The sequence below is a fragment of the Vreelandella boliviensis LC1 genome (genome assembly GCF_000236035.1).
In the GTDB taxonomy this organism is placed as follows: Bacteria; Pseudomonadota; Gammaproteobacteria; order Pseudomonadales; family Halomonadaceae; genus Vreelandella; species Vreelandella boliviensis.
In genome coordinates this window covers 1912402-1933337 of sequence record NZ_JH393257.1, presented here as the reverse complement: position 1 = coordinate 1933337, position 20936 = coordinate 1912402, and the positions used below count along the sequence as shown (strand labels likewise).

Here is a 20936-nt window from a genome sequence, read left to right as displayed (position 1 = left end):
TTACGTGAGGGCATGCAAATGATTACCCGCCTTCCCGAACGTTGGCAGTACCGTTTGCTGTTGTGGCCACTGCCAGTTCTACTGCTGCTTTGCTACGTAGTGCCTTTTGCCGGCATTGTCACCTGGAGCGTGACGCTGCCGGAGCTAGGAGTAGACAACTATGCACGCCTGGCGAACGACCCTTCGATACACGCCGTGCTATGGCGCACTCTCTATCTATGCACCATTGTAGGTGTCTGTGCGCTGCTGCTGGCTTTTTTGATGGCCTACTGTTGGCTTTACAGTTCATCCCGATGGCAACGTTGGGTGGAGTTATGCATATTCCTGCCTTTCTTTATATCAGTATTGGTTCGCACCTTCGGCTGGCTCGTAGCGCTGCGCAACAATGGCCTGGTCAACAGCTGGCTGCAGGAGCTGGGACTGATCGACTCCCCCTTAGCACTAACCCGCAATACTCTGGGGGTAATCATCGCCATGGTGCATTTTATGGTTCCGTTTGCTTTCTTCCCACTGCTCTCTTCGATGCGCCAGATTGATGACCGGGTGTTGCTGGCCGCCCGTGGGCTGGGCGCATCACGCTTGCGAGTGTTTATTTCAATATTCCTGCCCCAAACCCTGCCTGGCCTATTGGGCGCTTTCATAATGGTGTTCGTCTTCTGCCTGGGGTTTTTCATTATTCCCGCCATTCTTGGCGGCGGTAGCACACTGATGGCGGCGGAATACGTTTTCTTGCAGATGTTTCAGACCTACAACTGGGGAATCGGAGCCGCATTGTGCGTATTGATGCTGGTGTTGGTCTCCGGGTTGGTGTGGCTGCTAATGCGGTTTTCGCGGGTCGAGCGACTAGTCGGTTAAGGAGAACGTTATGAATATCTATCGGGTCGGCTGGCTGGCCAAGCTCCTAGCGCTTATCACTATGGGTTTTTTAATGCTTCCCCTTGCGGCAGTGATTCCCGTGTCATTCACCGGCAAGCGCTATCTGTCGATGCCCGAGGGTGACTGGTCACTACGCCACTACATTGCACTGTTCAACTCATCGGAGTGGATTGGTAGCATCATGAACAGCGCTATCGTTGCTATCTCAGCTGCACTGCTGGCCACCCTACTATCCACCGCCTTTGTCATCGCGGTTTGGTACCGTAATAATCAGTGGACACGCTGGCTGATCGGCCTCTGTATGTTGCCACTGATCGTACCGCCTGTTGTCTCGGCCATGGTGCTCTACTTTATGACCACCAACGTTTCGCACATCGCTCCCAGCCTTGGCTATGACTCCCTACCTGGAGTGATTCTTGCCCATACTCTGCTCATCGTTCCTTTCGGTGTTATCAACATGCTGGTGGCTATCAGCCGGGTCGACCGGCGCATTGAGCTCGCGGCGCGCAATCTAGGCGCAGGCCTTTGGCAAACCACCTGGATGGTGCTACTCCCTAACCTGCGCCTCTCCATGCTGACGACCTTTTTGCTCTGTTTCATTCTCTCCTGGGAAGAGATTGCCGTCACACTGTTCATCACCAGTTGGGAGGTCATTACGCTACCCCGCCAAATATGGAGCGGGCTAAGGGACAACGTCGACCCAGTGGTAGCCGCTATTTCCACCTTACTAATCATCTTAACCTTGACGCTGCTGTTTCTGCGTATGGCCATACAAGGCTGGCGCGCAGGGCAGCAACACCCATGACTTGAAAAGATTTTTATGACCGACATACCTGTTCACGTTCGACACCACATTAGTGACAATGAGTGGCAAGCACGCTGTGAGTTGGCGGCACTTTATAGGCTGCTCGCCTACTACCGCATGACTGATTTGATTGATACTCATCTAACGCTTCGGCATCCCGATACTCCAGAGCACTTTCTGATCAATCACTATGGTATCCCCTTCGAGCTGATGCGTGCCTCTGATCTCGTTCGCATCGACCATGACGGCACGGTAGTGGACACTCTTAACCCGCAAGGCAGAGTCAACGTGGCAGGATTCGTGATCCACTCTGCCATCCATGCCGCCCGGCCAGAGCTAGATTGTGTGATTCACACGCATACGGCGGCAGGCATGGCCGTTTCGGCTCAACAAGAGGGATTGCTACCACTCACCCAACATGCGCTGAAGTTCCACGGCAAATTGGCCTATCACGCCTATGAAGGCGTTGCCCTGGATACCGATGAACGCCAACGTCTAGTGCTAGACCTGGGCAAACACAAGACCATGATCCTGCGCAACCATGGGTTACTGGCTGCTGGGAAAAGTATCGCCGAGGCCTTTATGGAAATATATTTTCTAGAGCGCGCCTGCCAGGCTCAGGTTCAAGCCCTATCCGGCGGTCGGCCTCTCCATATCCCCAGCGAAGAGGTTCAGCGCCATACGGCTGCGCAGTTTGATTCGGAAGACGAAAAGGAGATCACTGAATTGGCTTGGCAGGCAGCGCTGCGTTTAATAGAAGCACAGCATGACGATTACTGCCGCTGAAAGCGTGGTGCGCAGGCTTCAGCGTTATGGCATTAAAGTCGCCAAGTGATTTTCTGCTTGACACAGCGGGTGTCATAAACCATCCATGTAAGTGTCATTAAACGGCAACACCTTCAACACAAGCTGGATCAATAACAACCAACAGCCGGTGATGAGTGTTATGAGCCAATCGCGTATCCGCCTGGAGCGCGTCACCAAACGTTGGGACGCGACCACTGCTGTCGATGGCATCTCCTTCGATGTCACGCCTGGGCAATTTGTCATTCTGCTGGGCCCTTCCGGCTGCGGTAAATCCACCACCCTGCGTATGATCGCAGGCTTGGAAGAAGCCAGCGACGGCCAAATTCATATTGGCGAGCGCGACGTAACGCGCCTGCCGCCCGGCGATCGTGGGCTAAGCATGGTGTTTCAATCCTACGCGTTGTTTCCGCACTTAAGCGTTGCCGACAATATTGTTTTTGGCCTGCGCAGCCGCAAAGTACCCAAAGATGAACAGCGCCAGCGGCTAGCCAAAGTCGCCGGACTGGTCGATCTCACCGACTACCTGCACCGCAAACCTGCCCAGCTTTCCGGCGGCCAGCGCCAGCGGGTGGCGCTAGCACGTTCGATTATCTCCGAACACCCGATCTGCTTGATGGACGAGCCGCTCTCCAACCTGGATGCGCGGCTGCGCAGTGATATGCGCCGGGAAATCAAAGCGCTGCAAAGCCGCCTGAACATGACAGTGATTTACGTCACCCACGACCAGGTCGAAGCGATGAGCATGGGCGACCGTGTGATTCTGATGCAGCACGGCAAAATCGTGCAGGACGGCACGCCTGACGAGCTGTATAACCGCCCAGCCAGTGCCTTTGCCGCCAGCTTTATTGGCAGCCCGGCCATGAACCTACTGCCGCTGGAAGCAGGCAAGGAGGGTGCCGTTATCGTGGGTGAGCCGCACACGCCAGTGGCGCCATTAGAAGCCGTCGGCGGACAGTTAGGCATCCGCCCGGAGGATATCGCGCTAAGCACCACTTCGACGACTGGCGTACCCGCGATGGTGGTCAGCGATGAATATCTGGGCGCCGATACCATTGCCCATGTGACCGTCGGCAACCATAACGTAAGGGTTCGTATGAGCGGTAAGCACGCCCTTGCCGGCCAGCCTTGCCGCCTTTACTGGGCACGCGAAAATGCTCATCTGTTTGCTGCTGACGGCCTGCGACGGGATGACTTAACGCCTACCCCGTTACCCCGCTCACCCCACAGCATTCCTCGCCCACCGGTGGTGGGCTCTTTCCAACACTAATCGTTTTTTAACCCTGTTTCAGTACTGACAATTGCGGAGTCTCCTATGCGTTTGCGTACCCCTTTTGCAATGACCGCTCTGGCAGCGGGCTTGTTAAGCGCCGCCCAGGTAAACGCGGATAGCGTCGATCTGACTATGTACTACCCGGTGGCGGTGGGCGGTGCCCTCACTGACGTCGTTGATAATCTGGTGGAAGAGTTTGAGAGCGAATACCCCGATATCAACGTAGAAGCGATCTACGCCGGTAACTACGACGACACCCGCGTACGCGCCATGTCGGCGATGGAAGCGGGTGATACGCCCCAGCTGTCGGTCATGTTCTCAATCGACCTTTACGAACTGATTGAGCAGAACGCCATCGTCGCCTTCGATGATCTAATCGAAACCGACGAAGAACGCGATTGGCTCGACAGCTTCTATCCTGGACTGATGGAAAACGGCCAGTTGGATGGCAAGACCTATGGCATCCCCTTCCAGCGCTCCACCATCGTACTGTTCTGGAACAAGGACGCCTTTGAAGCCGCTGGACTCGACCCCGAAACGCCCCCAGAGAACTGGGAGCAGATGGCTGAAATGGCCGCTACCGTGCGCGAAGCTTCCGGTGGCGACCAATGGGGCGTGATGGTGCCCTCCACCGGCTACCCCTACTGGATGTTCCAGGCCTTTGCCTTTCAGAACGGCCACCGGCTAATGAGCGAAGACGGCACAGAAGTCTACTTCGACGACCCCGCAGCGGTTGAAGCGCTGGAGTACTGGGTATCGCTAACCACCGAGCACAATGCCATGCCCGACGGCACCATCGAGTGGGGTACGCTGCGCCAGAACTTCCTTGAAGAGTCCACGGCGATGATGTGGCACACCACAGGCAACCTGACCGCCGTGCGTAGCGAAGCCGATTTTGATTTTGGCGTCGCCATGTTGCCGATGAAAACCCAGCGTGGCAGCCCCACCGGCGGCGGCAACTTCTACATTTTTGAAGATACCACGCAAGAAGAGCAGCGCGCGGCGATGACCTTTATTCGCTGGATGACCGCTCCCGAGCGCGCCGCTGCCTGGTCGATTGAAACCGGCTATATGGGCGTTAGCCCCGCCGCCTATGAAACCGATGCGCTGCAAAGCTACGTAGAAGAGTTCGCGCCGGCAGCGGTTGCCCGCGACCAGCTTGAACACGGCACGGCGGAGCTCTCCACCTACCAGGGCGGCCGCATTCGCCGCGCCTTGGATAACGCTGTGCAAGCCGCGCTGACCGGGCAAATGACACCGCAAGAAGCGCTTAGTCAGGCGCAGCAAGAAGCCGACAGCGTGCTGCGTCGCTACGCCCGCTAAGCGTTAAATACGTAGTTATTCGCCGGGGCATGCCCCGGCTTTTCCAACGTGCGGTACGTCACTATGTCATTCACCAACCACCGCAAAATGCAGCTCTATGGCGCGCTTCTGCTGCTGCCCGCTGCGCTACTGCTGACCACTTTTGCTTATTTACCGACCGTGACAACGGTCATTAATAGCCTATTTTTACCTGGCTTTCGCGGCGCACCCACTGAATTCGTAGGGCTCGAGAATTATCAGGTGCTGTTCGACGACCCGACATTTTGGCAGGTGGCGCGCAATAACTTGCTCTATGCGCTGGGCACCATCCCCACGTCTATCGCGCTAGCTTTGGGCATGGCGCTGTTCGTTAACGGCAAGCTGCCGGGTCGCGGCTTTGTGCGCATGGCGTATTTCACGCCAACGATTCTGCCCATGATCGCCGCCGCCAATATCTGGATGTTTTTCTACGCCCCGCAAATTGGCCTGTTCAACAGCCTGCTCGGTGCGCTGGGAATTCCTGGTGTTAACTGGCTGGGCGACCCAAGTGTTGCGTTAAGCTCGGTGATCGTGATGTCGGTGTGGAAGGAAGCCGGCTTTTTTATGATTTTCTATCTGGCCGCGCTGCAGAGTATTCCACCGGAACTCAAAGAGGCTTCTGATCTTGAAGACACCAGCCGCTGGAGCTTCTTCTGGCGGGTCACCTTTCCGCTACTGATGCCCACCACGCTGTTTGTGTTGATCAATTCGCTAATCAATTCAGTACGAGTAGTCGATCACCTGTTTATTCTGACCAAGGGTGGGCCCAACAACGCCACCAACCTGTTGCTCTATTACGTTTACGAGAACGCCTTCTCGTTCTTCGACCGCACCACGGCGGCGACCATTACGGTGGTCATTCTGGTGGTACTGGCGGTAGTCGCCACACTGAAGTTCACGATTTTAGACCGCAGGACGCACTACCAATGAACACCACAACGAGCTCAAATGCCAAGAACTCAAAAACCTATGCGCCCCGCCCTCGTTACGTCTCCGTTCCGTCGTTAGAAACCGTGGCCGCCTGGCTGCTGGCGGTTATCTGGGTCTTTCCGCTGCTGTATGCCTTTTGGGCCGCTTTTCACCCTAGCGAGTTTATGGTGAATTTTTCTATATTCGCCCCGCTGACGTTGGAGAACTTCACCGATGCCTGGTCACAGGCGCCCTTTGCCCGCTACTACCTGAACACCTTTGCGCTGGTGACGGGGGTGGTGATCGGTCAGTTTATCGTCTGCACGCTGGCGGCGTTTGCCTTTGCGCGTTTTCCGATTCCCGGCAAGAACGTTTTGTTTATGCTGGTGTTGATTCAGCTGTTTGTGTTTCCCGAAGTGTTGATTGTCGAGAACTACCGCATCGCCAGTGAGCTGGGGCTGATCAACACCATCACCGGGATTGGCCTGCCTTATGTCGCCAGCGCCCTGGGTATTTTTCTGCTCCGCCAAACGTTTAAAACTATCCCCCGGGAGCTTGAAGACGCCGCACGCATCGAAGGCTGCAACTGGCTGGAAATTTTGTGGAAGGTTTACGTACCGCTAGCCAAGCCCACCTATTTGGCTTATGGCCTGGTCTCGATTAGCCACCACTGGAACAACTTTATCTGGCCGCTAGTGGTCACCAACTCGGTAGAGAGCCGTCCGTTAACGGTGGGCTTAGGCGTTTTCTCTGCGCCAGAAACCGGCGTTAACTGGGCCACCGTTAGCGCCGCAACGCTGCTCAGTATCGCCCCACTGTTGATCGCCTTTTTACTCTTCCAGCGCCAGTTTGTGCAGTCGTTTTTAAGGGCGGGGATTCGGTAACGGCGGGTTGATCAGGGCTTACGTCACGCCGCGGTTGATCTTATCGACGAGTTCGGTGGCCCCGCTGATATCGGGCAAACGCTCTCCCCGAGCCACGCGTTGCAGTATCACATTTTCCTGCTCTTGCAGCGAAACGGCTTTCGCCGCAATAGCCTCCGCTTCGTCGGCGGGCACCACCAGAACTCCGTTCTCGTCGGCGAGGATGATATCGCCCGGATGAATGACAAGCCCCCCGACACTCACCGGCAAGTTCATGGTGCCTCCCAGTCCTGCCAGCTTCGTGGTCAGTGCCGACACGCCGCGACACCATACCGGAAACTCCTGCTCGCGGATGGTCAGCGCATCCGTCGCCATTCCGTCGATGATGACCCCGGCGACCCCCAGTCCCTTGGCTACCTGAGTCATGACCCCGCCCCAGCAGGCGTGCCGGTTGTCGCCTTGCCGGTCGATGACCAGTACATCCCCCGGCCGGACCAAGCGCATCGCATGGTTGAGCAGGGTGCCATCCGTGGGCGGCAGAGAAAGCGTAACGGCGGTTCCCACCACCCGCGTCTGGGTAAGCAACGAACGGATAGCCGGGTCGACGAATCCGCTTTCCCGAAAGTGGCCGATGGTGGCCGTCTCGCAATCGTGTAGTTGCTGGCTGATTTGGGCGTCGATCGCTGTCGGCATCGGAGCAATGTGATACATGGGTATCTCCTGGTGATCAGATCAAGCTGGGCAGAAAGGTGATGAGCGAGGGCAGGAAAAACAGCACTAGCATGCCGAACAAGAAACAGATGACAATCGGCCAGGCGGCGGCGAAGATCGTCTGCATCGGTACCGATGGCGCTCCGCCCTTGATCGCAAACAGGTTGTAGCCGAAAGGCGGCGTCAGGCTGCCGACCGAGATGTTGATCAGGAACAGGGTCCAGAACCAGATCGGATCGAAGCCGTAGAGCTTAACCAGCGGCGCATAAATGGGAATGACGACCATCATGAACGCGATCTGGTCGATGAACATGCATGCAAAGAACGGCACGAGCATCAACAGCAACAGCATCCATGCGGGATCAAGCTCCAGGCTGGTGGCCAGCCCGACCAGGCCCGAAGTCGCCCCGGCGAAGGAGAGCAGCTGGCTGAACAGTTTCGAGCAGGCCAGGATAGCGATGATCATGGCGCTGATGCCCAACGACGAGAGTATCGCCTGCTTGGCCATCTCGAGGGTGAAACGACGGTAGTAGACCGCAACCAGTATGGCACCGAGCACACCGGTGGCCGCAGACTCTGAAGGCGTGGCGACCCCCAGCATGATCAGGCCGAGTACCGAGAAGATGATGATGCTGAACGGTGCCATGTCCAGCAGTGCCTTGCCGCGTGCGCGCCACGTTCCGCCCCCACTCTCGTCGGTAGCGGGTGCCAGGGAGGGGTTGAGCATCAGCTTTACCATGACGTAGCCGACAAACAACCCCGCCAGAAGGATGCCGGGGATGATACCGGCGATCAGCAGCCGTGCGATCGAGATGTCCACCATGGAGCCAATTATTATGACCAGCAGGCTCGGGGGAATGATCGGTGCCAGGCTGGCGCCGCCCAGGATCAGGCCGATGGAGAGACGATCATCGTAGCCCCGCTGCTGCATCGTGGGCAGCGCCGAACGACTCAGCATCGCGGTAACCGCCAAGGCCGATCCCGACAGGGCGCCGAACAGGGTGGCAAGCACGATGACAAAGAAATACAGGCGCCCTTTCATGCGCCCCATCAGGGTGTCCAGCGCATCGAAGATGACGTCTATCGAGCCAGACCGAAACAGCAGCTCCCCCATCAACACGAACAACACGATGGTAGTGAGCGTTTCCGATGTGACGGTGCTGTATACGCTGTTGGCGAACAGGCCGAAACCTGCGCCACCCATTAGCCAGACGGTCCCCAGGACATTGACGGTGAGAAAGGCGACGAAGATCGGCACGCCCAGCGCAAACAATCCCATCAGCAGGGTGAGCGCGATGACTAGCGAGATATACCATTCCATGATCAAGCCTCCTGCTTCTCGTTGCCGTCATGGGGTATGCCCGGGAACAAGGCATGGCGCAGGAAATACAGGGAGGTATTGATAAAGGCATAGCAGATGAAGCTCGATACCCAGTATTTGGGGATATCCAGGCCAAGTGCGGTGGTGGTACCACCACCGAATTGACGGAGCGTCTCTTGGATGAGGATCCAGGCGGCGACAATACAGACCCCGCCTGCCGCCAGGGAGACCACCCGGTCATATCGCTGCCGATTGTCAGGCGAAAGCCTTTCAGGCAGCACGGTGATCGCGATATGACCATTGGTGCGTGCCAGTTCAGGTATGCTCAGTGACACCGCGATACAGAGGAAATAGGCTACCAAGGAGCTCGACCAAAGAGTCGGGGCGTTGAAGAAATAACGGGCGACCACTTCGATCCAGAAGCATGCGACGATGCCACACAAGGTGACACCGCCAAGATAGAACCCGAATCGCGTGATACGATCATGAAGTCTAGCTATCGGGTAGTGCATGGTGATTCCTATTCGGAGGTCGCTGTCATGTTGTGCTTTTCAGCTATATCTCGCATGGTACCGACCGCCTCGGGCGACTTGTCGATACCCAGCTGCCAGATGCCTTCATTGACCAGGGCATCTAGTCGCTCGGCATCGTCCGGCTGGAAGTGCGTTTCCTGCATGCCTTTTTCCTTCAGCGATTCCCACTCTTGCAGTGCCAGCTCATCGAGAATCCCGGCAGTCTCGTTTTCCAGCGCTCTGCCCTGCTCGAGCAGTACGGCCTGTTCTGCTTCGTCGAGTGCATTGAACGCCGCCAGGTTCATGAATAGGTAGGTATAGGTCTGGCCGAAGGTCGGCTTGGTGAAATACCCCGCAACTTCATCCCAGCCGAAATCCTCGACGCCGTTGAGCCCCCAGGCAGCCCCGTCGATTACCCCACGATCAAGAGAGGAGTACACATCGCCCCCGGACATGAGCACTGGGGTACCTCCCAGCCCTTGCGTAGTACTGGTGTATGTCGCGCTGCCGCGAATACGACGTCCTTCCAGGCCAGGTGTACCTTCGATGGGATCCTTGAGTACGTATTGAAAGCCGCTGCTGCCCAGGGGTGGAATCGCAATCAGTTTGAGGCCAAGCTCATTGTAATGTTCATCGATAAAATCCCAGAGGCCGGATTCGTGGGTGGCATCAGGGTCGACGAAGACGGCATCCATGGCGGCCCCTACGCCAGTGGTGTTGGTATGATAGGCACCATGAGTGTAAAGCATATCGAACACACCGGCCGAGACGGGCTGAAGCTGTTCAAAGGGTGAGACGACATCTGGACCATTCAAGCCGATCGTAAGATCATCTTGGCTGGCCTCTTCCACTCTTTCGATGTAACGCTGAGCGACTTCGCGAGTATAGGCGCTGGTCTGGTCATAGCTGGTAAGCATTCTCAACTCGGTGGCCATGGCTTGTGATGCACTTAGCATAAGAATAATTGCAGCAAGGGAGCGATTCATTTTTTACCTCATTGTGTTTTACTAATCAGTTAAAGATTTTTGCATTAGGTGACTGAATCTAGTCATGGCATTGACGTTCGGTCAATAGAATCCAACAAACTAGTGTTTTTTTATTTTTTATGTTTAAAATTAATAAAATTTATACAAGTAGATTTATAGTCATAAAAAGCTCACGACGCTGCATGAAGCCATGTTAATTAATATTGATAAAGCACTTTATTGGCGCAAAAAGAGCTGAGACAAACACTAAAAGCACCATTACAGTGCAAGTAAAAAATTAATAATATAAAGTAATTGCAGTAAATAATTGCTTTATATTATTTAATATTAAGCATTTTATAGTTTATTTAAGCTAATAATTTACAATTAGACGCAAAATCAGACATGCTATTTTAAGTTATAGAGAGGCGTTATGAGACCTATCCATGACACACTAGACTGGAATCTTCTCAGAACATTTATTGTAATTGTGCAAGAGGGGAGTGTCAGCAAGGCTGCCAATAGGCTTTACTTATCTCAACCCGCGGTTAGTTTGTCCCTTAAACGCTTAGAAGAGCGCCTAGGTCAACGTTTGATAGAGCGTGACAGTCATAGTTTCAATGTGACAAAAGCAGGGCAACTTGTATATAGAGAAGCTATCGATATATATGCCAATGTGGCTAGGCTAGCCGCCTCGGTAGGAGACTTTGACCCGGAAGTGGTCGGCCATGTTTCGCTACTTTTCATCACGGGAATTCAATGCCGGTTTCTCGATAGCGTTTTCGAACGTTTCCATCAGCAATTTCCCCAGATCACGTTCAGCATAGAGGACATGTCCAGCCAGGAAGTGCAGCATGCATTGGCCCAGCGTCAAGGCGCCCTGGGTATCAGCCTGGCGTTGCAGTGTCCGAGCAACCTCAACAGTCAGATACTCGCACGGCAACGATACCGGCTTTATTGCGGTAGAAGCCACACGCTTTTCGGTCGACACAATTTGCCGATGGATAGCCTGAAGAGCGAAAACTATGTCTCTTTTGGCAGCGAGCAACTCGATGGCGTGCTCTCTTCGCTTGCGGTGTTCCGTGCCCATCATGGGCTTAAGGGCAACGTCGTAGGCCAGTCAAGCAGCCTCCAGGAGATTCAAAGGATGGTACTTGCCGGATGGGGTATTGGTTGTCTACCCGAGCATCTGGTGCTCCGGGATGTGGCGGAAGGTCGGCTGTGGCCCCTTCCGCCCTATGACGGCGTCGCTGAAATCGACCTGCACGTGATGTGGCATCAGGACGCTCGTTTCAGCGACGCCGAGACCATCTTCATGGAGTTCTTCCTCAATGCCCTGGGCAAGGTGCCCCTCGAAGAACGTCTTACCACCGGGCTTGAGTTGTTCGACGAAACGCCTGATGTCAACCATCCCTTGTGATTGGCGATATCACCGGCTGTACGCCAGATTGAACCAGGTCGTTTTGAGATCTGAATACTTGTCCAGTGCATGAAGAGACTTGTCGCGACCGAACCCGGATTGCTTCACACCGCCGAAGGGTACGCTGATATCGCCATCGGCATAGCAATTGACCCATACCAAGCCGGCTTGCAGACGCTTTGATACGCGATGTGCGCGGCCAAGGTCACTAGTCCATAGCCCAGCTCCCAGACCGTAGATCGAGTCGTTGGCCAGCGTGATAGCTTCCGCCTCGCTGGAAAAGCGGCCCAGGCCCAGAACCGGCCCGAAGATTTCCTCACGCATGGAGGTGGCGGTTTGGCCTCCCTCTAGAATCGTCGGTTCAACGTACCATCCTCCCTCGACCGGAGATGCGTGTCGCCCGCCGTGATGCAAGGTCATGCCTTCGCTAAGACCTTGCTCGATATAATTAAGCACCTTGGCATGATGCGCGGCGCTGACCAGAGCCCCCATGCGCGTCGCAGGATCTAACGGATCGCCTGCCGGCATGTCCCGTGCAGCGGCAATTAGGCGCGGCAAGAAATCATCGAAGATGGTCTCCTCCACATACAACCTGGAGCCGGCAATACATACTTCCCCCTGGTTGGTAAAGATAGCAGCTGCGGCGGCCTGAGCGGCGGCATCCAGGTCTGGGCAGTCGGCGAAGACCAAATGAGGGGACTTGCCGCCGCACTCCAGCCACACCCGCTTGAGGTTGGACTCGCTGGAATAGCGCATAAAGAGCTTGCCGGTGGCGGTGGAACCGGTAAAGGCTAATGCATCAACCTGCGGGTGCATGCCCAGTGCTTCACCAGCGACGGCGCCGTGGCCGGGCGTGACATTGAACACACCGTCCGGCAGGCCGGCTTCCTTCGCTAGCGCGGCAAGCCTCAGAGCACTGAGACTTGAAGCCTCGGCGGGCTTGAGCACGATACTGTTGCCCATTGCCAGTGCCGGAGCAAATTTCCAGGCGGCAATCATCAGCGGGAAGTTCCACGGAACCACGGCTGCGACCACGCCGAGCGGCTCGCGGGTAATGGTGGCGTGGACATCCTCGCCGGTGGGGGCGATCTCGTCATACTGCTTGTCGATGGCTTCGGCATACCATGCGACGCAGCGTACCGTTTCCGGCAAGTCGAAGGCCAGGCTATCGGCGATCGGCTTGCCCATTTCGAGTGTCTGCAGCAGCGCCAGCTCTTCGGCGTGGGCAGCGATGAGTGAGGCGAATCGCAGCAAGACGTTCTTGCGCTCCAGGGGTGGGCAGCGCGACCAGTCGCCCGCTTCGAAGACACGTCGTGCGGCCTGTACCGCACGATCGATATCCACGCTACCGCAGGCAGTCACTTCAGCCAAAACTTGCCCAGTGGCGGGGTTGTAGGCGCTCAGGGTGGCGCCGTCACGGCTAGCGACGAACTCACCATTGATGAAGGCTTGAGTGGTCGGTTGCAGTCGGCTGGCAAGCTCCTGCCAGTAGGCTTTGTCGTGTATGGTCATACCTTTTCTCCTGTACATGGTGCTAGGACGCAGCGACTCCGGCCTTGCTCAGCATGGTGTGCAGTAGCACGTTGGCGCCGGCCTCGAGATCCTCCGGCGTGGCGTTCTCGCTTTCGTTGTGGCTGATGCCGTCTTCGCAGGGCACGAAGATCATGGCGGTGGGTGCCACGCGGCTGATGAATACCGCGTCGTGGCCGGCACCGGTCTCGATATCACGATAGGCAATGCCCAGCGTATCGCTGCTGGTACGAATCAGGTTCACCAGGTTGGCGTCGAACGGGGTCGGCGGTACTCGCTGTATGTCACGCAGCTCTACCGTCACCTTGCCCGGCTCGTCGTGCCTGGCACAGGTATCACGCAGGGCCTGCTCCATCTGTTCGAGTGTCGAGCTCTCAAGGTGGCGGAGATCCACACTGAAAGTCACCCGCCCGGGAATGACATTGCGCGAGTTAGGATACAGCTCGAACTCGCCGCAGGTGACACGGCCGTGGGGCTGATGGGGGTCGGCCAGCGCCAGGATATCGCCTATCAATTCGGCGGCCCGCTTCAATGCATCGCGGCGATAGGGCATCGGGGTCGGGCCGGCGTGGGCTTCCTGGCCGGTGACCACCACATCGAACCAGCGCAGACCCAATGAACCGGTCACCGCGCCGACGGCGATACCTTCCGCCTCGAGTACCGGCCCCTGTTCGATATGCGATTCGATATAGGCACCGAAGGTACGGCTACCCATGGGGATATCACCTGCGTAGCCGGTGCGTTCTAGCGATGCGGCCACCGTGTCACCATCACGATCCTTGGCGGCCAGGGCGTCCTCCAGGGAAATGATGCCGGCATGCACCCCTGACCCCATCATCACCGGCACGAACCGACACCCCTCCTCGTTGGTCCAGATCACCACCTCCAGCGGCGCTTCGGTGGTGATGCCGTGATGATCGAGAACGCGCATGACTTCAAGACCGGCGAGAACACCGTAACAGCCATCGAAGCGGCCTCCGGTGGGCTGGGTATCAAGATGGCTGCCGGTGGCCACCGGCGGCAGATCGTCGCGGCGTCCGGCACGGCGGGCGAAGATATTCCCCATCTGGTCGACCCCCAGCGTCATGCCGGCATCGCGTAGCCAGCCGGTGACCAGCTCGCGTCCAAGACGATCTTCTTCGGTCAATGCCAGCCGGCAGTTACCTCCCTTGGGGGTAGCGCCTATTTCGGCCAGGTCCATCAAAGAACGCCACAGTCGTTGTCCATCGATACGCAGAGTGGTGGATAAAGGCTCAGTCATGGGAGCGCTCCTGTGCCATCGCGGAATCCCTACGTTCGAGTGCCGCCGCGCGGATCGCACTGAGACGTTTTCCTGGTGCGATGCCATCAGCGTCGTAGCGCAGCTCAATCAAGGCGGGTAATTGATTTTGCTCGGTAAAGGTCAGAGCACGGGCGAAGGCAGCCTCGAAGACGGCATCATCCTCGACGATCTCTCCTTGCCCACCATATGCCCTGATCAGCGAATCAAACTCGGGGTTGGTGAAAGTTAGCGCTATTTCACGACCAGGGAAATCATGCTCCTGGTGGGCGCGAATTGTGCCCCACATGCCGTTGTTGAATAACAGGATGACGATACCCAGGCGGTATTGCAGGGCCACGCCGAGCTCTTGCAAATTCATCTGGAAACATCCGTCACCGGCAAAGCAGACGGCCGTTCGCTGCGGATATTCAAGCTTGCTGCTGATGGCTGCGGGCAGGCCGTAACCCATTGCCCCAACCGTGGGCGCCAATGAACTGCCGAGCCCGCCAAAACGGATATAGCGATGGGCATAGAGCGCGTAGTTACCGGCACCAACGGTGATGCAGCCTTGCCCGTCCAGCATTCGATCCACCGTATTCGTAATAATGTCGAGGCTTAGCTGGCCGGGGGCCTCCAACGGTATCAGGGTGTCGAGATAGGCCTGCCGTGCGGTAGTTGTCTCTTGCTGCCAGGCTGGCGGCCTCGTGGGGGCCAGTGTCGCCAGGCTTGTCGAGAAACCGACGACATCGGCATTGACGGCGAGGTCGGGACGATAGACATGCCCCAGTTCTTCGGGGTCGGGGTAGACATGAACCAGTGTCTGGCTCGGCACCGGCGACTCGATCCAGCTATACCCTTCGGTGGTGGGCTCCCCCAGCCGCGTGCCCAACGCGATGATCAGATCGCTCGCCTCGAGCCGTTCACGCAGTGCCTGATGCATGCCGTTGCCGACATGGCCGACGAAATTCTCGTGACGGTGGTCGAAACATTCCAGGCGGCGCCAGGCGACACCGACAGGAAGCGCATAGCGTTCGGCAAACGCGGCAATCTCCTGCTGGGCGTACTCGGTCCACCCACTGCCCCCCAGTAACAGGAACGGCCGTTCGGCCTGCTCAAGATGCTGGTGCAACTCGCTCAATTGCTGCTGACTGGGGTAACCATGCAGGCGGGGCCTGGGCGCCACATCGGCCACGCACGCTTTTCCCCACAGCGTGTCTTCCGGCAGGGCCAGCACTACTGGGCCGGGGCGCCCGCTGGTCGCAACCGAGTAGGCACGGGCGATGTATTCGGGTATCCGCGCAGTGTCGTCGATCTGCGCCACCCACTTGGCCATCGGGCCGAACATGCGCCGATAATCGATTTCCTGAAAGGCCTCGCGTTCGATGAAGTCATTGCCGACCTGCCCGATGAACAGAATCATCGGCGTCGAATCCTGGTAGGCGGTATGCACGGCAATCGAGGCATTGGTGGCACCGGGGCCGCGGGTAACGAAGCAGATTCCGGGTTCATTGGTCAGCTTGCCATAGGCCTCGGCCATGTAGCCGGCACCGCTCTCCTGGCGACAGACGATGGGCTCGATGGCACCACGATGCTCATTGAGAGCATCAATGCACGGCAAGTAGCTCTCTCCTGGGACCAGGAAGACACGTCGGGCACCATGCTGGCGCAGTTGCTGGATCAGGATCTGGCCCCCGTTACGGGAAGGGAGGGCGGAGTGGCTCATGTGCGGGGTCTCTTTGGACGAATGGTTAAGGAAGACAGGGGGGGTACCAGCCGATGCAGCGGCTCGACCTGGCGAGTATCAACGACACAACGCGCCCGGAAGCCGCACTGGCGCGACCAGACCTGGTCGGCGTCGAACCCTTGCGTCTCCGGCCACGGGCCGTCGATGGCCAGGACGCCGGCATCACGGCAACTCCTGAGGAAACGCTGGCGGAAAGGAGCCAGCGCGGCACTACGTTCCTCGGCCGAGAGCCCGAGGACTCGTGCCAGGTCACCGGTGCCGAGCAGTGCCGCGGCAATGCGCGGACTGGCCCGCAGCAAGTCATCAGCCCGCTCGACCCCCAAGCGGCTCTCCAGGGTCGGGACGATGGCAGTGGCTCCCCGCGGCATGCCCCAACGCCTCTCTTCGCCATCAAGTGCTGACGCAAGGGCTTCCAACTGGTTGGCCTCATCAACCTGGGGCAAGAAAACGGCAGCGGGAGCGCCTCCCATCAGTGATGTCAGTTCGTGCCGCCCTCCCCTGTCGAGGGCATTGATACGCGCCATGGGCAAACACCCATTTTGCCGACAGCTATCGGCCACATCGGCGAATGCCTGACAGGCCGCATCGCGTGACGCTGACGGGGTGAACTCCTCCAGGTCGACGACGATGACGTCGGCTCTGGAAGCCAACGCATCGGCAAGCCGCTCGGCGTCATGACCCGGCACAAAAAGCCAGCTTCTACAGTGTTTTAACGTACCATGAGCCATGCTGGGTCACTCCATCAGGTTGGGCAGGAACAGCACGATATCGGGCACGAAGGTGATCATCATCAGGACGGCAAGCATGGACATCAGCATCAGCGAAAGCGGACGTAGCGTTTCCATGACACTGATGCCGGAGATACGGCAAGCCGCCATCAGGTCGATACCCAAGGGTGGCGTATTGGCGCCGATCGCGAGGTTGACCGTCAGCAGCACGCCGAAATGCACCGGGTCGATGCCGTATTGGGAGAGCAGCGGCATGACGATCGGCGTGACGATGATGATGATGGCGATGCTTTCCATGAAGGTTCCGAGCACCAGTAGCACCGCGGTCAGCAACAGCAACACGCTGTGCGAACTATCCGTCCAGTCGCCGATGATCCCGGCGATGGCTTGCGGCACCTGTTCATAGGTCAGCCCCCAGGCGAAGAGGCCAGCGGCACCGATGATGACCAGGATGGCGGCACTGGTTTCCGCCGTGGCGATGACGCAATCGAGAATGTCCCGCAGCGAGAGACAGCGATAGAGGACGATACCGAGGATGAGCGCATAGAGGATGGCGGAGGCCGCCGCCTCGGTGGGGGTGAAGACGCCGAAGCGAATCCCCCCGATGATCAGCACCGGTACCATGAGCGCGGGCAGCGCATCGATGACCGCTCGGCGCCGCTCGGCAGGGTCGGAAGGCTTTACCCCTGCCCAGCCATGCTTGCGTGAGATATAGAGCGCCACGCCTATCAACGACAGCGTCAACAGCAGGCCGGGAATCACACCGCCCATGAAGAGCTTGCCTACCGAGGTATTGGAGGTGGTGCCGTAGACGATCATGACGATGCTGGGAGGAATTACCGTACCGAAAGAGCTGGCACACCCGACCAGAGCGCTGCTGAAGCCCTTGTCGTAGCCGTTTTTATGCATCGCCGGCAACAGCATACTGCCGATGGCAATGACATCCGCCACTCCCGACCCGGACAAGGCGCCGAACAACATACACGCCAGCACCGCCACAACGGCCAGCCCGCCTCGGATGTCGCCGACCAGGGACATGCAAAGGTGCACGATACGCCTGGTCAAGCCGGCACTGTTCATCAATTGCGCCGCGAGGATGAACAACGGGATCGCCAGTAGCGTGAAGCTGTCCATTCCACCGACGAACTGTTGTGCGGAAACCATCATGGGGGCCGCACCAAACACGAGCAGGTAGACGAGGGCGGCGAGAATCAGACCGAAGGCAATCGGTATGTTGACCAGAATGGCGAGTCCGAAGACACCCAGCAGAGTAAGTGCACCGAAGGTCATTGGCTATCTCCTGGAGACAACACGTGCTGCAACTGCATCAATGCCATGCCCACGCAGCCCACCGGCACCGAGAGGTACAGAAAGCCGACAGGCATCTTCAAGGCCGTGGTCGTCATGCTCATGGTCAGTAACGTCAGGTCCCAGCCTGCCTTGGCCAGCACCAGCAGCATCACCAGCAGGACAATATCCGTGGCCCTGCCAATAGTCCGGCGGACATCGGTGGAACGCACGATCAGAGGCAGCAGCCCGGCGTTGAGATGGGAGCATCGATGGGTACAGGTGACGGAACCCAGCAGGGCGGTCCAGATCAGCACCAATCGCGGCAACTCTTCAGCCCAGCTGGGCGTTTGTCCCACAACCCAGCGCATGAACACCGTATAGATGACCAGTGCCGCCAGGGCGGCTGCCCCGACGGCGGCCACGGCCAGACTGAGATTGGATACTCGTGTTGCAAGTCTGGAAAACCTCATGTCATTCGGCCGTACGATACTGTCTGACGGTCTCCATCAACTCCTCACCGAATACCTCGGCATAGTCGTTCCATACGCCCTGAACCTTCTGGTTGAAGGGAGCCGTATCGACCTCATTGATCTGCATACCTTCGGCGGTCAGATTTTCAAGCATGGTTTCATCATCTTCTCGCGTCATGGCACGCTGTTTATCGCGCCACTTATCGGCAAGCTCCTGGATGACTTGCTGGTCGTCCGGGTTGATCTTGTTCCAGGTAAGATCGGCAATCGTCAGACATGCCGGCGCCCAGACATGGCCCGTAAGGGAGACGTAATCCTGGACTTCATAAAAGGATGAGGAGTAGATAATAGAGAGAGGATTCTCCTGAGCATCAAAGACACCTTGCTGTAACGCCGAGTAGAGTTCACCGAAGGCAAGGGGAGCAGGATTGGAACCTAGTGCCTCGAAAGTATCGAGCCGCATCCTGTCGGGGGTAACCCGAATCTTCAGGCCCTCCAGGTCTTCGGGGGAGTCGATGGGTCCACGATTATTGGTGACATGGCGGAAACCGTTTTCCCACCAGCTGAGAATCTTGATGTTCTTCTCTTGCGCCAGTGTTTCGAGCGTTTCGCCCAGTTCGCCATCGTAGGCGGCGTAGGCTGCTTCTCGGTTCGCCCAGGAATAAGGCAACTCAACGATACCGAACTTGGGTTCCAGTGACTGGAAGGAGCCACAGCCGATGATTCCGGCCTCCATGCTGCCGATCTGCATGCCTTCTACCATTCGAGTTTCATTACCCAGCTGACCACTGGGAAAAACCTGAAAGTTGACGCGGCTATCCGTCGCTTCCTTTACATCGTCAGCGAAGCCTTCCGCAGAGACATGCCAATTGTGTGTGGGTGCCAACACGTGGCCGAGCTTGATATCCAGGGCATGTGCATTACTTGCAAAGGCGGTTAGCCCGATAAGACTGGAGAAGGCAAGAGGAGTCAGTTTCATTTTGATACCTGCTGTCTTTATTGTGGCGATTGGAATTAGACCCGGAGACAACAGATTCGATGGATAATACTCACATGGCAATTTTATAATTCTTATCTTTAACATTACTCATTTTTATACAAATTAACTTTCACTTCAAAATAAAAATCAATTAAAAAACACAAACTCTAAATACGACTTACTTAAATATATTGGCCACGAATTAATTAAAAATTCGTTTATTGATTTTATTTTATTTTATTTTATTATCACTATACGTGACATCGCGTCATCGGCGGCCAAAATTGCGCAGCTACAAAAAGCAGAAACCCAAGTAAACTCGAGATAAAGTTACAACGTAAACCAATGAACAATGGAGGCCCGATGAAACGCCCATTGCAGCCATTGACTCTCTTCTACCACCGCTATCCCGTGTAGACCGGGATATTGATAAGCCTGTTGGTAATCAGCGTCATTACGTTCACGCCCTTCTTTCTTGAAGACGCTGACAATAACGTCATCGATTCGCTGGGGCACACGCCCTTGACGCTGGCAGCCGAGAACAGTGACGGCTCGACAGTCCGAGTGCTGCTCGATGCCGGGCTTGCCGTGGATGCCGCCGATGCCTGTGGATGGGCCGCCCTGACGAAAGCGGCAGCCCATAGTCATCTAGACCTTCTGACAGACCTGATCGCCAGGGGGCATGGATTGATCAACACCATCACCGGGATTGGCCTGCCTTATGTCGCCAGCGCCCTGGGTATTTTTCTGCTCCGCCAAACGTTTAAAACTATCCCCCGGGAGCTTGAAGACGCCGCACGCATCGAAGGCTGCAACTGGCTGGAAATTTTGTGGAAGGTTTACGTACCGCTAGCCAAGCCCACCTATTAGGCTTATGGCCTGGTCTCGATCAGCCACCACTGGAATAACTTTATCTGGCCGCTAGTGGTCACCAACTCGGTAGAGAGCCGCCCGTTAACGGTCGGCCTTGGGGTTTTCTCCGCCCCGGAAACTGGCGTTAACTGGGCCACCGTTAGTGCCGCCACGCTGCTCAGTATCGCCCCACTGTTGATCGCCTTTTTGCTTTTTCAGCGCCAGTTTGTGCAGTCGTTTTTAAGGGCGGGGATTCGTTAGGCTCAAATGGCTATCATTTTC

General features: G+C 56.9%; 19 protein-coding genes and 2 pseudogenes. 10 read left to right on the top strand and 11 right to left on the bottom strand.

The annotated features are described in order from the left end of the window. Positions 1-12: 12 nt before the first annotated feature. The 7 genes from KUC_RS08635 (at position 13) to KUC_RS08605 (ending at position 6892) form a co-directional block, all read left to right on the top strand. Positions 13-855 (top strand): ABC transporter permease, encoded by an 843-nt coding sequence (locus KUC_RS08635; protein WP_007112792.1) that lies wholly within the window; start codon positions 13-15, stop codon positions 853-855. Between the two features lie 10 nt (positions 856-865). Further along, the gene (locus KUC_RS08630) at positions 866-1681 is read left to right on the top strand and encodes an ABC transporter permease (protein WP_007112791.1); all 816 of its coding nucleotides are present in this window, start codon (positions 866-868) and stop codon (positions 1679-1681) included. Between the two features lie 15 nt (positions 1682-1696). Next, complete coding sequence (locus tag KUC_RS08625; protein WP_007112790.1) at positions 1697-2467, top strand: class II aldolase/adducin family protein; 771 nt, start codon at positions 1697-1699, stop codon at positions 2465-2467. A 160-nt stretch (positions 2468-2627) separates the two neighbouring features. Then, positions 2628-3755, top strand: a complete 1128-nt coding sequence (locus KUC_RS08620) for an ABC transporter ATP-binding protein (protein ID WP_040479986.1) — start codon at positions 2628-2630, stop codon at positions 3753-3755. 45 nt (positions 3756-3800) lie between these two features. Next, a complete protein-coding gene (locus KUC_RS08615) occupies positions 3801-5081 on the top strand; it encodes an ABC transporter substrate-binding protein (RefSeq protein ID WP_007112788.1) in 1281 nt (426 codons plus the stop codon). Between the two features lie 63 nt (positions 5082-5144). After that, positions 5145-6029 (top strand): carbohydrate ABC transporter permease, encoded by an 885-nt coding sequence (locus KUC_RS08610; RefSeq protein ID WP_007112787.1) that lies wholly within the window; start codon positions 5145-5147, stop codon positions 6027-6029. Continuing rightward, positions 6026-6892, top strand: coding sequence for a carbohydrate ABC transporter permease (locus KUC_RS08605; RefSeq protein ID WP_040479981.1), 867 nt, complete (start codon positions 6026-6028; stop codon positions 6890-6892). Before KUC_RS08610 ends, KUC_RS08605 begins: the two co-directional genes overlap by 4 nt. A gap of 18 nt (positions 6893-6910) precedes the next feature. Here KUC_RS08605 and KUC_RS08600 read toward each other — a convergent pair whose 3' ends face one another. Genes KUC_RS08600 through dctP form a run of 4 tightly spaced genes read right to left on the bottom strand, consistent with a single transcriptional unit; the run spans position 6911 to position 10401 of the window. Continuing rightward, complete coding sequence (locus KUC_RS08600; RefSeq protein ID WP_040479978.1) at positions 6911-7582, bottom strand: RraA family protein; 672 nt, start codon at positions 7580-7582, stop codon at positions 6911-6913. 16 nt (positions 7583-7598) lie between these two features. Further along, positions 7599-8903 (bottom strand): TRAP transporter large permease, encoded by a 1305-nt coding sequence (locus KUC_RS08595; RefSeq protein ID WP_007112784.1) that lies wholly within the window; start codon positions 8901-8903, stop codon positions 7599-7601. Positions 8904-8905: 2 nt separating this feature from the next. Beyond that, entirely contained in the window at positions 8906-9415 is a 510-nt protein-coding gene (locus tag KUC_RS19080; RefSeq protein WP_050804823.1) for a TRAP transporter small permease, read from the bottom strand. Positions 9416-9423: 8 nt separating this feature from the next. Then, positions 9424-10401: a TRAP transporter substrate-binding protein DctP gene (dctP, locus tag KUC_RS08585; RefSeq protein WP_007112782.1), complete on the bottom strand. Its 978-nt coding sequence runs from the start codon at positions 10399-10401 to the stop codon at positions 9424-9426. 412 nt (positions 10402-10813) lie between these two features. On the opposite strand from dctP, the gene KUC_RS08580 reads away from it, so the two are divergent. After that, a complete protein-coding gene (locus KUC_RS08580; protein WP_050804822.1) occupies positions 10814-11800 on the top strand; it encodes a LysR family transcriptional regulator in 987 nt (328 codons plus the stop codon). 9 nt (positions 11801-11809) lie between these two features. Here KUC_RS08580 and KUC_RS08575 read toward each other — a convergent pair whose 3' ends face one another. The 7 genes from KUC_RS08575 to KUC_RS08545 are packed head-to-tail and all read right to left on the bottom strand — an operon-like array spanning position 11810 to position 19802. After that, positions 11810-13312, bottom strand: a complete 1503-nt coding sequence (locus tag KUC_RS08575) for an aldehyde dehydrogenase (RefSeq protein WP_007112780.1) — start codon at positions 13310-13312, stop codon at positions 11810-11812. A gap of 22 nt (positions 13313-13334) precedes the next feature. After that, positions 13335-14591, bottom strand: coding sequence for a Zn-dependent hydrolase (locus KUC_RS08570; RefSeq protein WP_040479975.1), 1257 nt, complete (start codon positions 14589-14591; stop codon positions 13335-13337). Then, positions 14584-16314: a thiamine pyrophosphate-binding protein gene (locus KUC_RS08565; protein ID WP_040479973.1), complete on the bottom strand. Its 1731-nt coding sequence runs from the start codon at positions 16312-16314 to the stop codon at positions 14584-14586. Before KUC_RS08565 ends, KUC_RS08570 begins: the two co-directional genes overlap by 8 nt. After that, positions 16311-17063, bottom strand: coding sequence for an HpcH/HpaI aldolase/citrate lyase family protein (locus tag KUC_RS08560; RefSeq protein WP_050804821.1), 753 nt, complete (start codon positions 17061-17063; stop codon positions 16311-16313). Before KUC_RS08560 ends, KUC_RS08565 begins: the two co-directional genes overlap by 4 nt. A 6-nt stretch (positions 17064-17069) precedes the next feature. Continuing rightward, positions 17070-18353 carry a TRAP transporter large permease gene (locus KUC_RS08555; RefSeq protein WP_007112776.1) on the bottom strand — a complete coding sequence of 428 codons (1284 nt, stop codon included), beginning with the start codon at positions 18351-18353 and terminating at the stop codon, positions 17070-17072. Then, positions 18350-18823 (bottom strand): TRAP transporter small permease, encoded by a 474-nt coding sequence (locus KUC_RS08550; RefSeq protein ID WP_040479970.1) that lies wholly within the window; start codon positions 18821-18823, stop codon positions 18350-18352. The genes KUC_RS08555 and KUC_RS08550 overlap by 4 nt, the downstream gene beginning before the upstream one ends. Position 18824: 1 nt before the next feature. Further along, entirely contained in the window at positions 18825-19802 is a 978-nt protein-coding gene (locus KUC_RS08545) for a TRAP transporter substrate-binding protein (protein WP_007112774.1), read from the bottom strand. A gap of 426 nt (positions 19803-20228) precedes the next feature. On the opposite strand from KUC_RS08545, the pseudogene KUC_RS20210 reads away from it, so the two are divergent. Together KUC_RS20210 and KUC_RS20020 are read left to right on the top strand one after the other, a co-directional pair. After that, a pseudogene (locus KUC_RS20210) lies at positions 20229-20471 on the top strand (ankyrin repeat domain-containing protein); the annotation flags it as partial. Beyond that, positions 20472-20915 (top strand): annotated as a pseudogene (locus KUC_RS20020) (carbohydrate ABC transporter permease); the annotation flags it as partial. Between the last annotated feature and the right edge of the window lie 21 nt (positions 20916-20936).

What these genes read in the sequence shown, in the direction of transcription:
- KUC_RS08635 (WP_007112792.1), top strand. Translation starts at nt 13, where the DNA reads ATGCAAATGATTACCCGCCTTCCCGAACGTTGGCAGTACCGTTTGCTG.
- KUC_RS08630 (WP_007112791.1), top strand. Translation starts at nt 866, where the DNA reads ATGAATATCTATCGGGTCGGCTGGCTGGCCAAGCTCCTAGCGCTTATC.
- KUC_RS08625 (WP_007112790.1), top strand. Translation starts at nt 1,697, where the DNA reads ATGACCGACATACCTGTTCACGTTCGACACCACATTAGTGACAATGAG.
- KUC_RS08620 (WP_040479986.1), top strand. Translation starts at nt 2,628, where the DNA reads ATGAGCCAATCGCGTATCCGCCTGGAGCGCGTCACCAAACGTTGGGAC.
- KUC_RS08615 (WP_007112788.1), top strand. Translation starts at nt 3,801, where the DNA reads ATGCGTTTGCGTACCCCTTTTGCAATGACCGCTCTGGCAGCGGGCTTG.
- KUC_RS08610 (WP_007112787.1), top strand. Translation starts at nt 5,145, where the DNA reads ATGTCATTCACCAACCACCGCAAAATGCAGCTCTATGGCGCGCTTCTG.
- KUC_RS08605 (WP_040479981.1), top strand. Translation starts at nt 6,026, where the DNA reads ATGAACACCACAACGAGCTCAAATGCCAAGAACTCAAAAACCTATGCG.
- KUC_RS08600 (WP_040479978.1), bottom strand. Translation starts at nt 7,582, where the DNA reads ATGTATCACATTGCTCCGATGCCGACAGCGATCGACGCCCAAATCAGC.
- KUC_RS08595 (WP_007112784.1), bottom strand. Translation starts at nt 8,903, where the DNA reads ATGGAATGGTATATCTCGCTAGTCATCGCGCTCACCCTGCTGATGGGA.
- KUC_RS19080 (WP_050804823.1), bottom strand. Translation starts at nt 9,415, where the DNA reads ATGCACTACCCGATAGCTAGACTTCATGATCGTATCACGCGATTCGGG.
- dctP (WP_007112782.1), bottom strand. Translation starts at nt 10,401, where the DNA reads ATGAATCGCTCCCTTGCTGCAATTATTCTTATGCTAAGTGCATCACAA.
- KUC_RS08580 (WP_050804822.1), top strand. Translation starts at nt 10,814, where the DNA reads ATGAGACCTATCCATGACACACTAGACTGGAATCTTCTCAGAACATTT.
- KUC_RS08575 (WP_007112780.1), bottom strand. Translation starts at nt 13,312, where the DNA reads ATGACCATACACGACAAAGCCTACTGGCAGGAGCTTGCCAGCCGACTG.
- KUC_RS08570 (WP_040479975.1), bottom strand. Translation starts at nt 14,591, where the DNA reads ATGACTGAGCCTTTATCCACCACTCTGCGTATCGATGGACAACGACTG.
- KUC_RS08565 (WP_040479973.1), bottom strand. Translation starts at nt 16,314, where the DNA reads ATGAGCCACTCCGCCCTCCCTTCCCGTAACGGGGGCCAGATCCTGATC.
- KUC_RS08560 (WP_050804821.1), bottom strand. Translation starts at nt 17,063, where the DNA reads ATGGCTCATGGTACGTTAAAACACTGTAGAAGCTGGCTTTTTGTGCCG.
- KUC_RS08555 (WP_007112776.1), bottom strand. Translation starts at nt 18,353, where the DNA reads ATGACCTTCGGTGCACTTACTCTGCTGGGTGTCTTCGGACTCGCCATT.
- KUC_RS08550 (WP_040479970.1), bottom strand. Translation starts at nt 18,823, where the DNA reads ATGAGGTTTTCCAGACTTGCAACACGAGTATCCAATCTCAGTCTGGCC.
- KUC_RS08545 (WP_007112774.1), bottom strand. Translation starts at nt 19,802, where the DNA reads ATGAAACTGACTCCTCTTGCCTTCTCCAGTCTTATCGGGCTAACCGCC.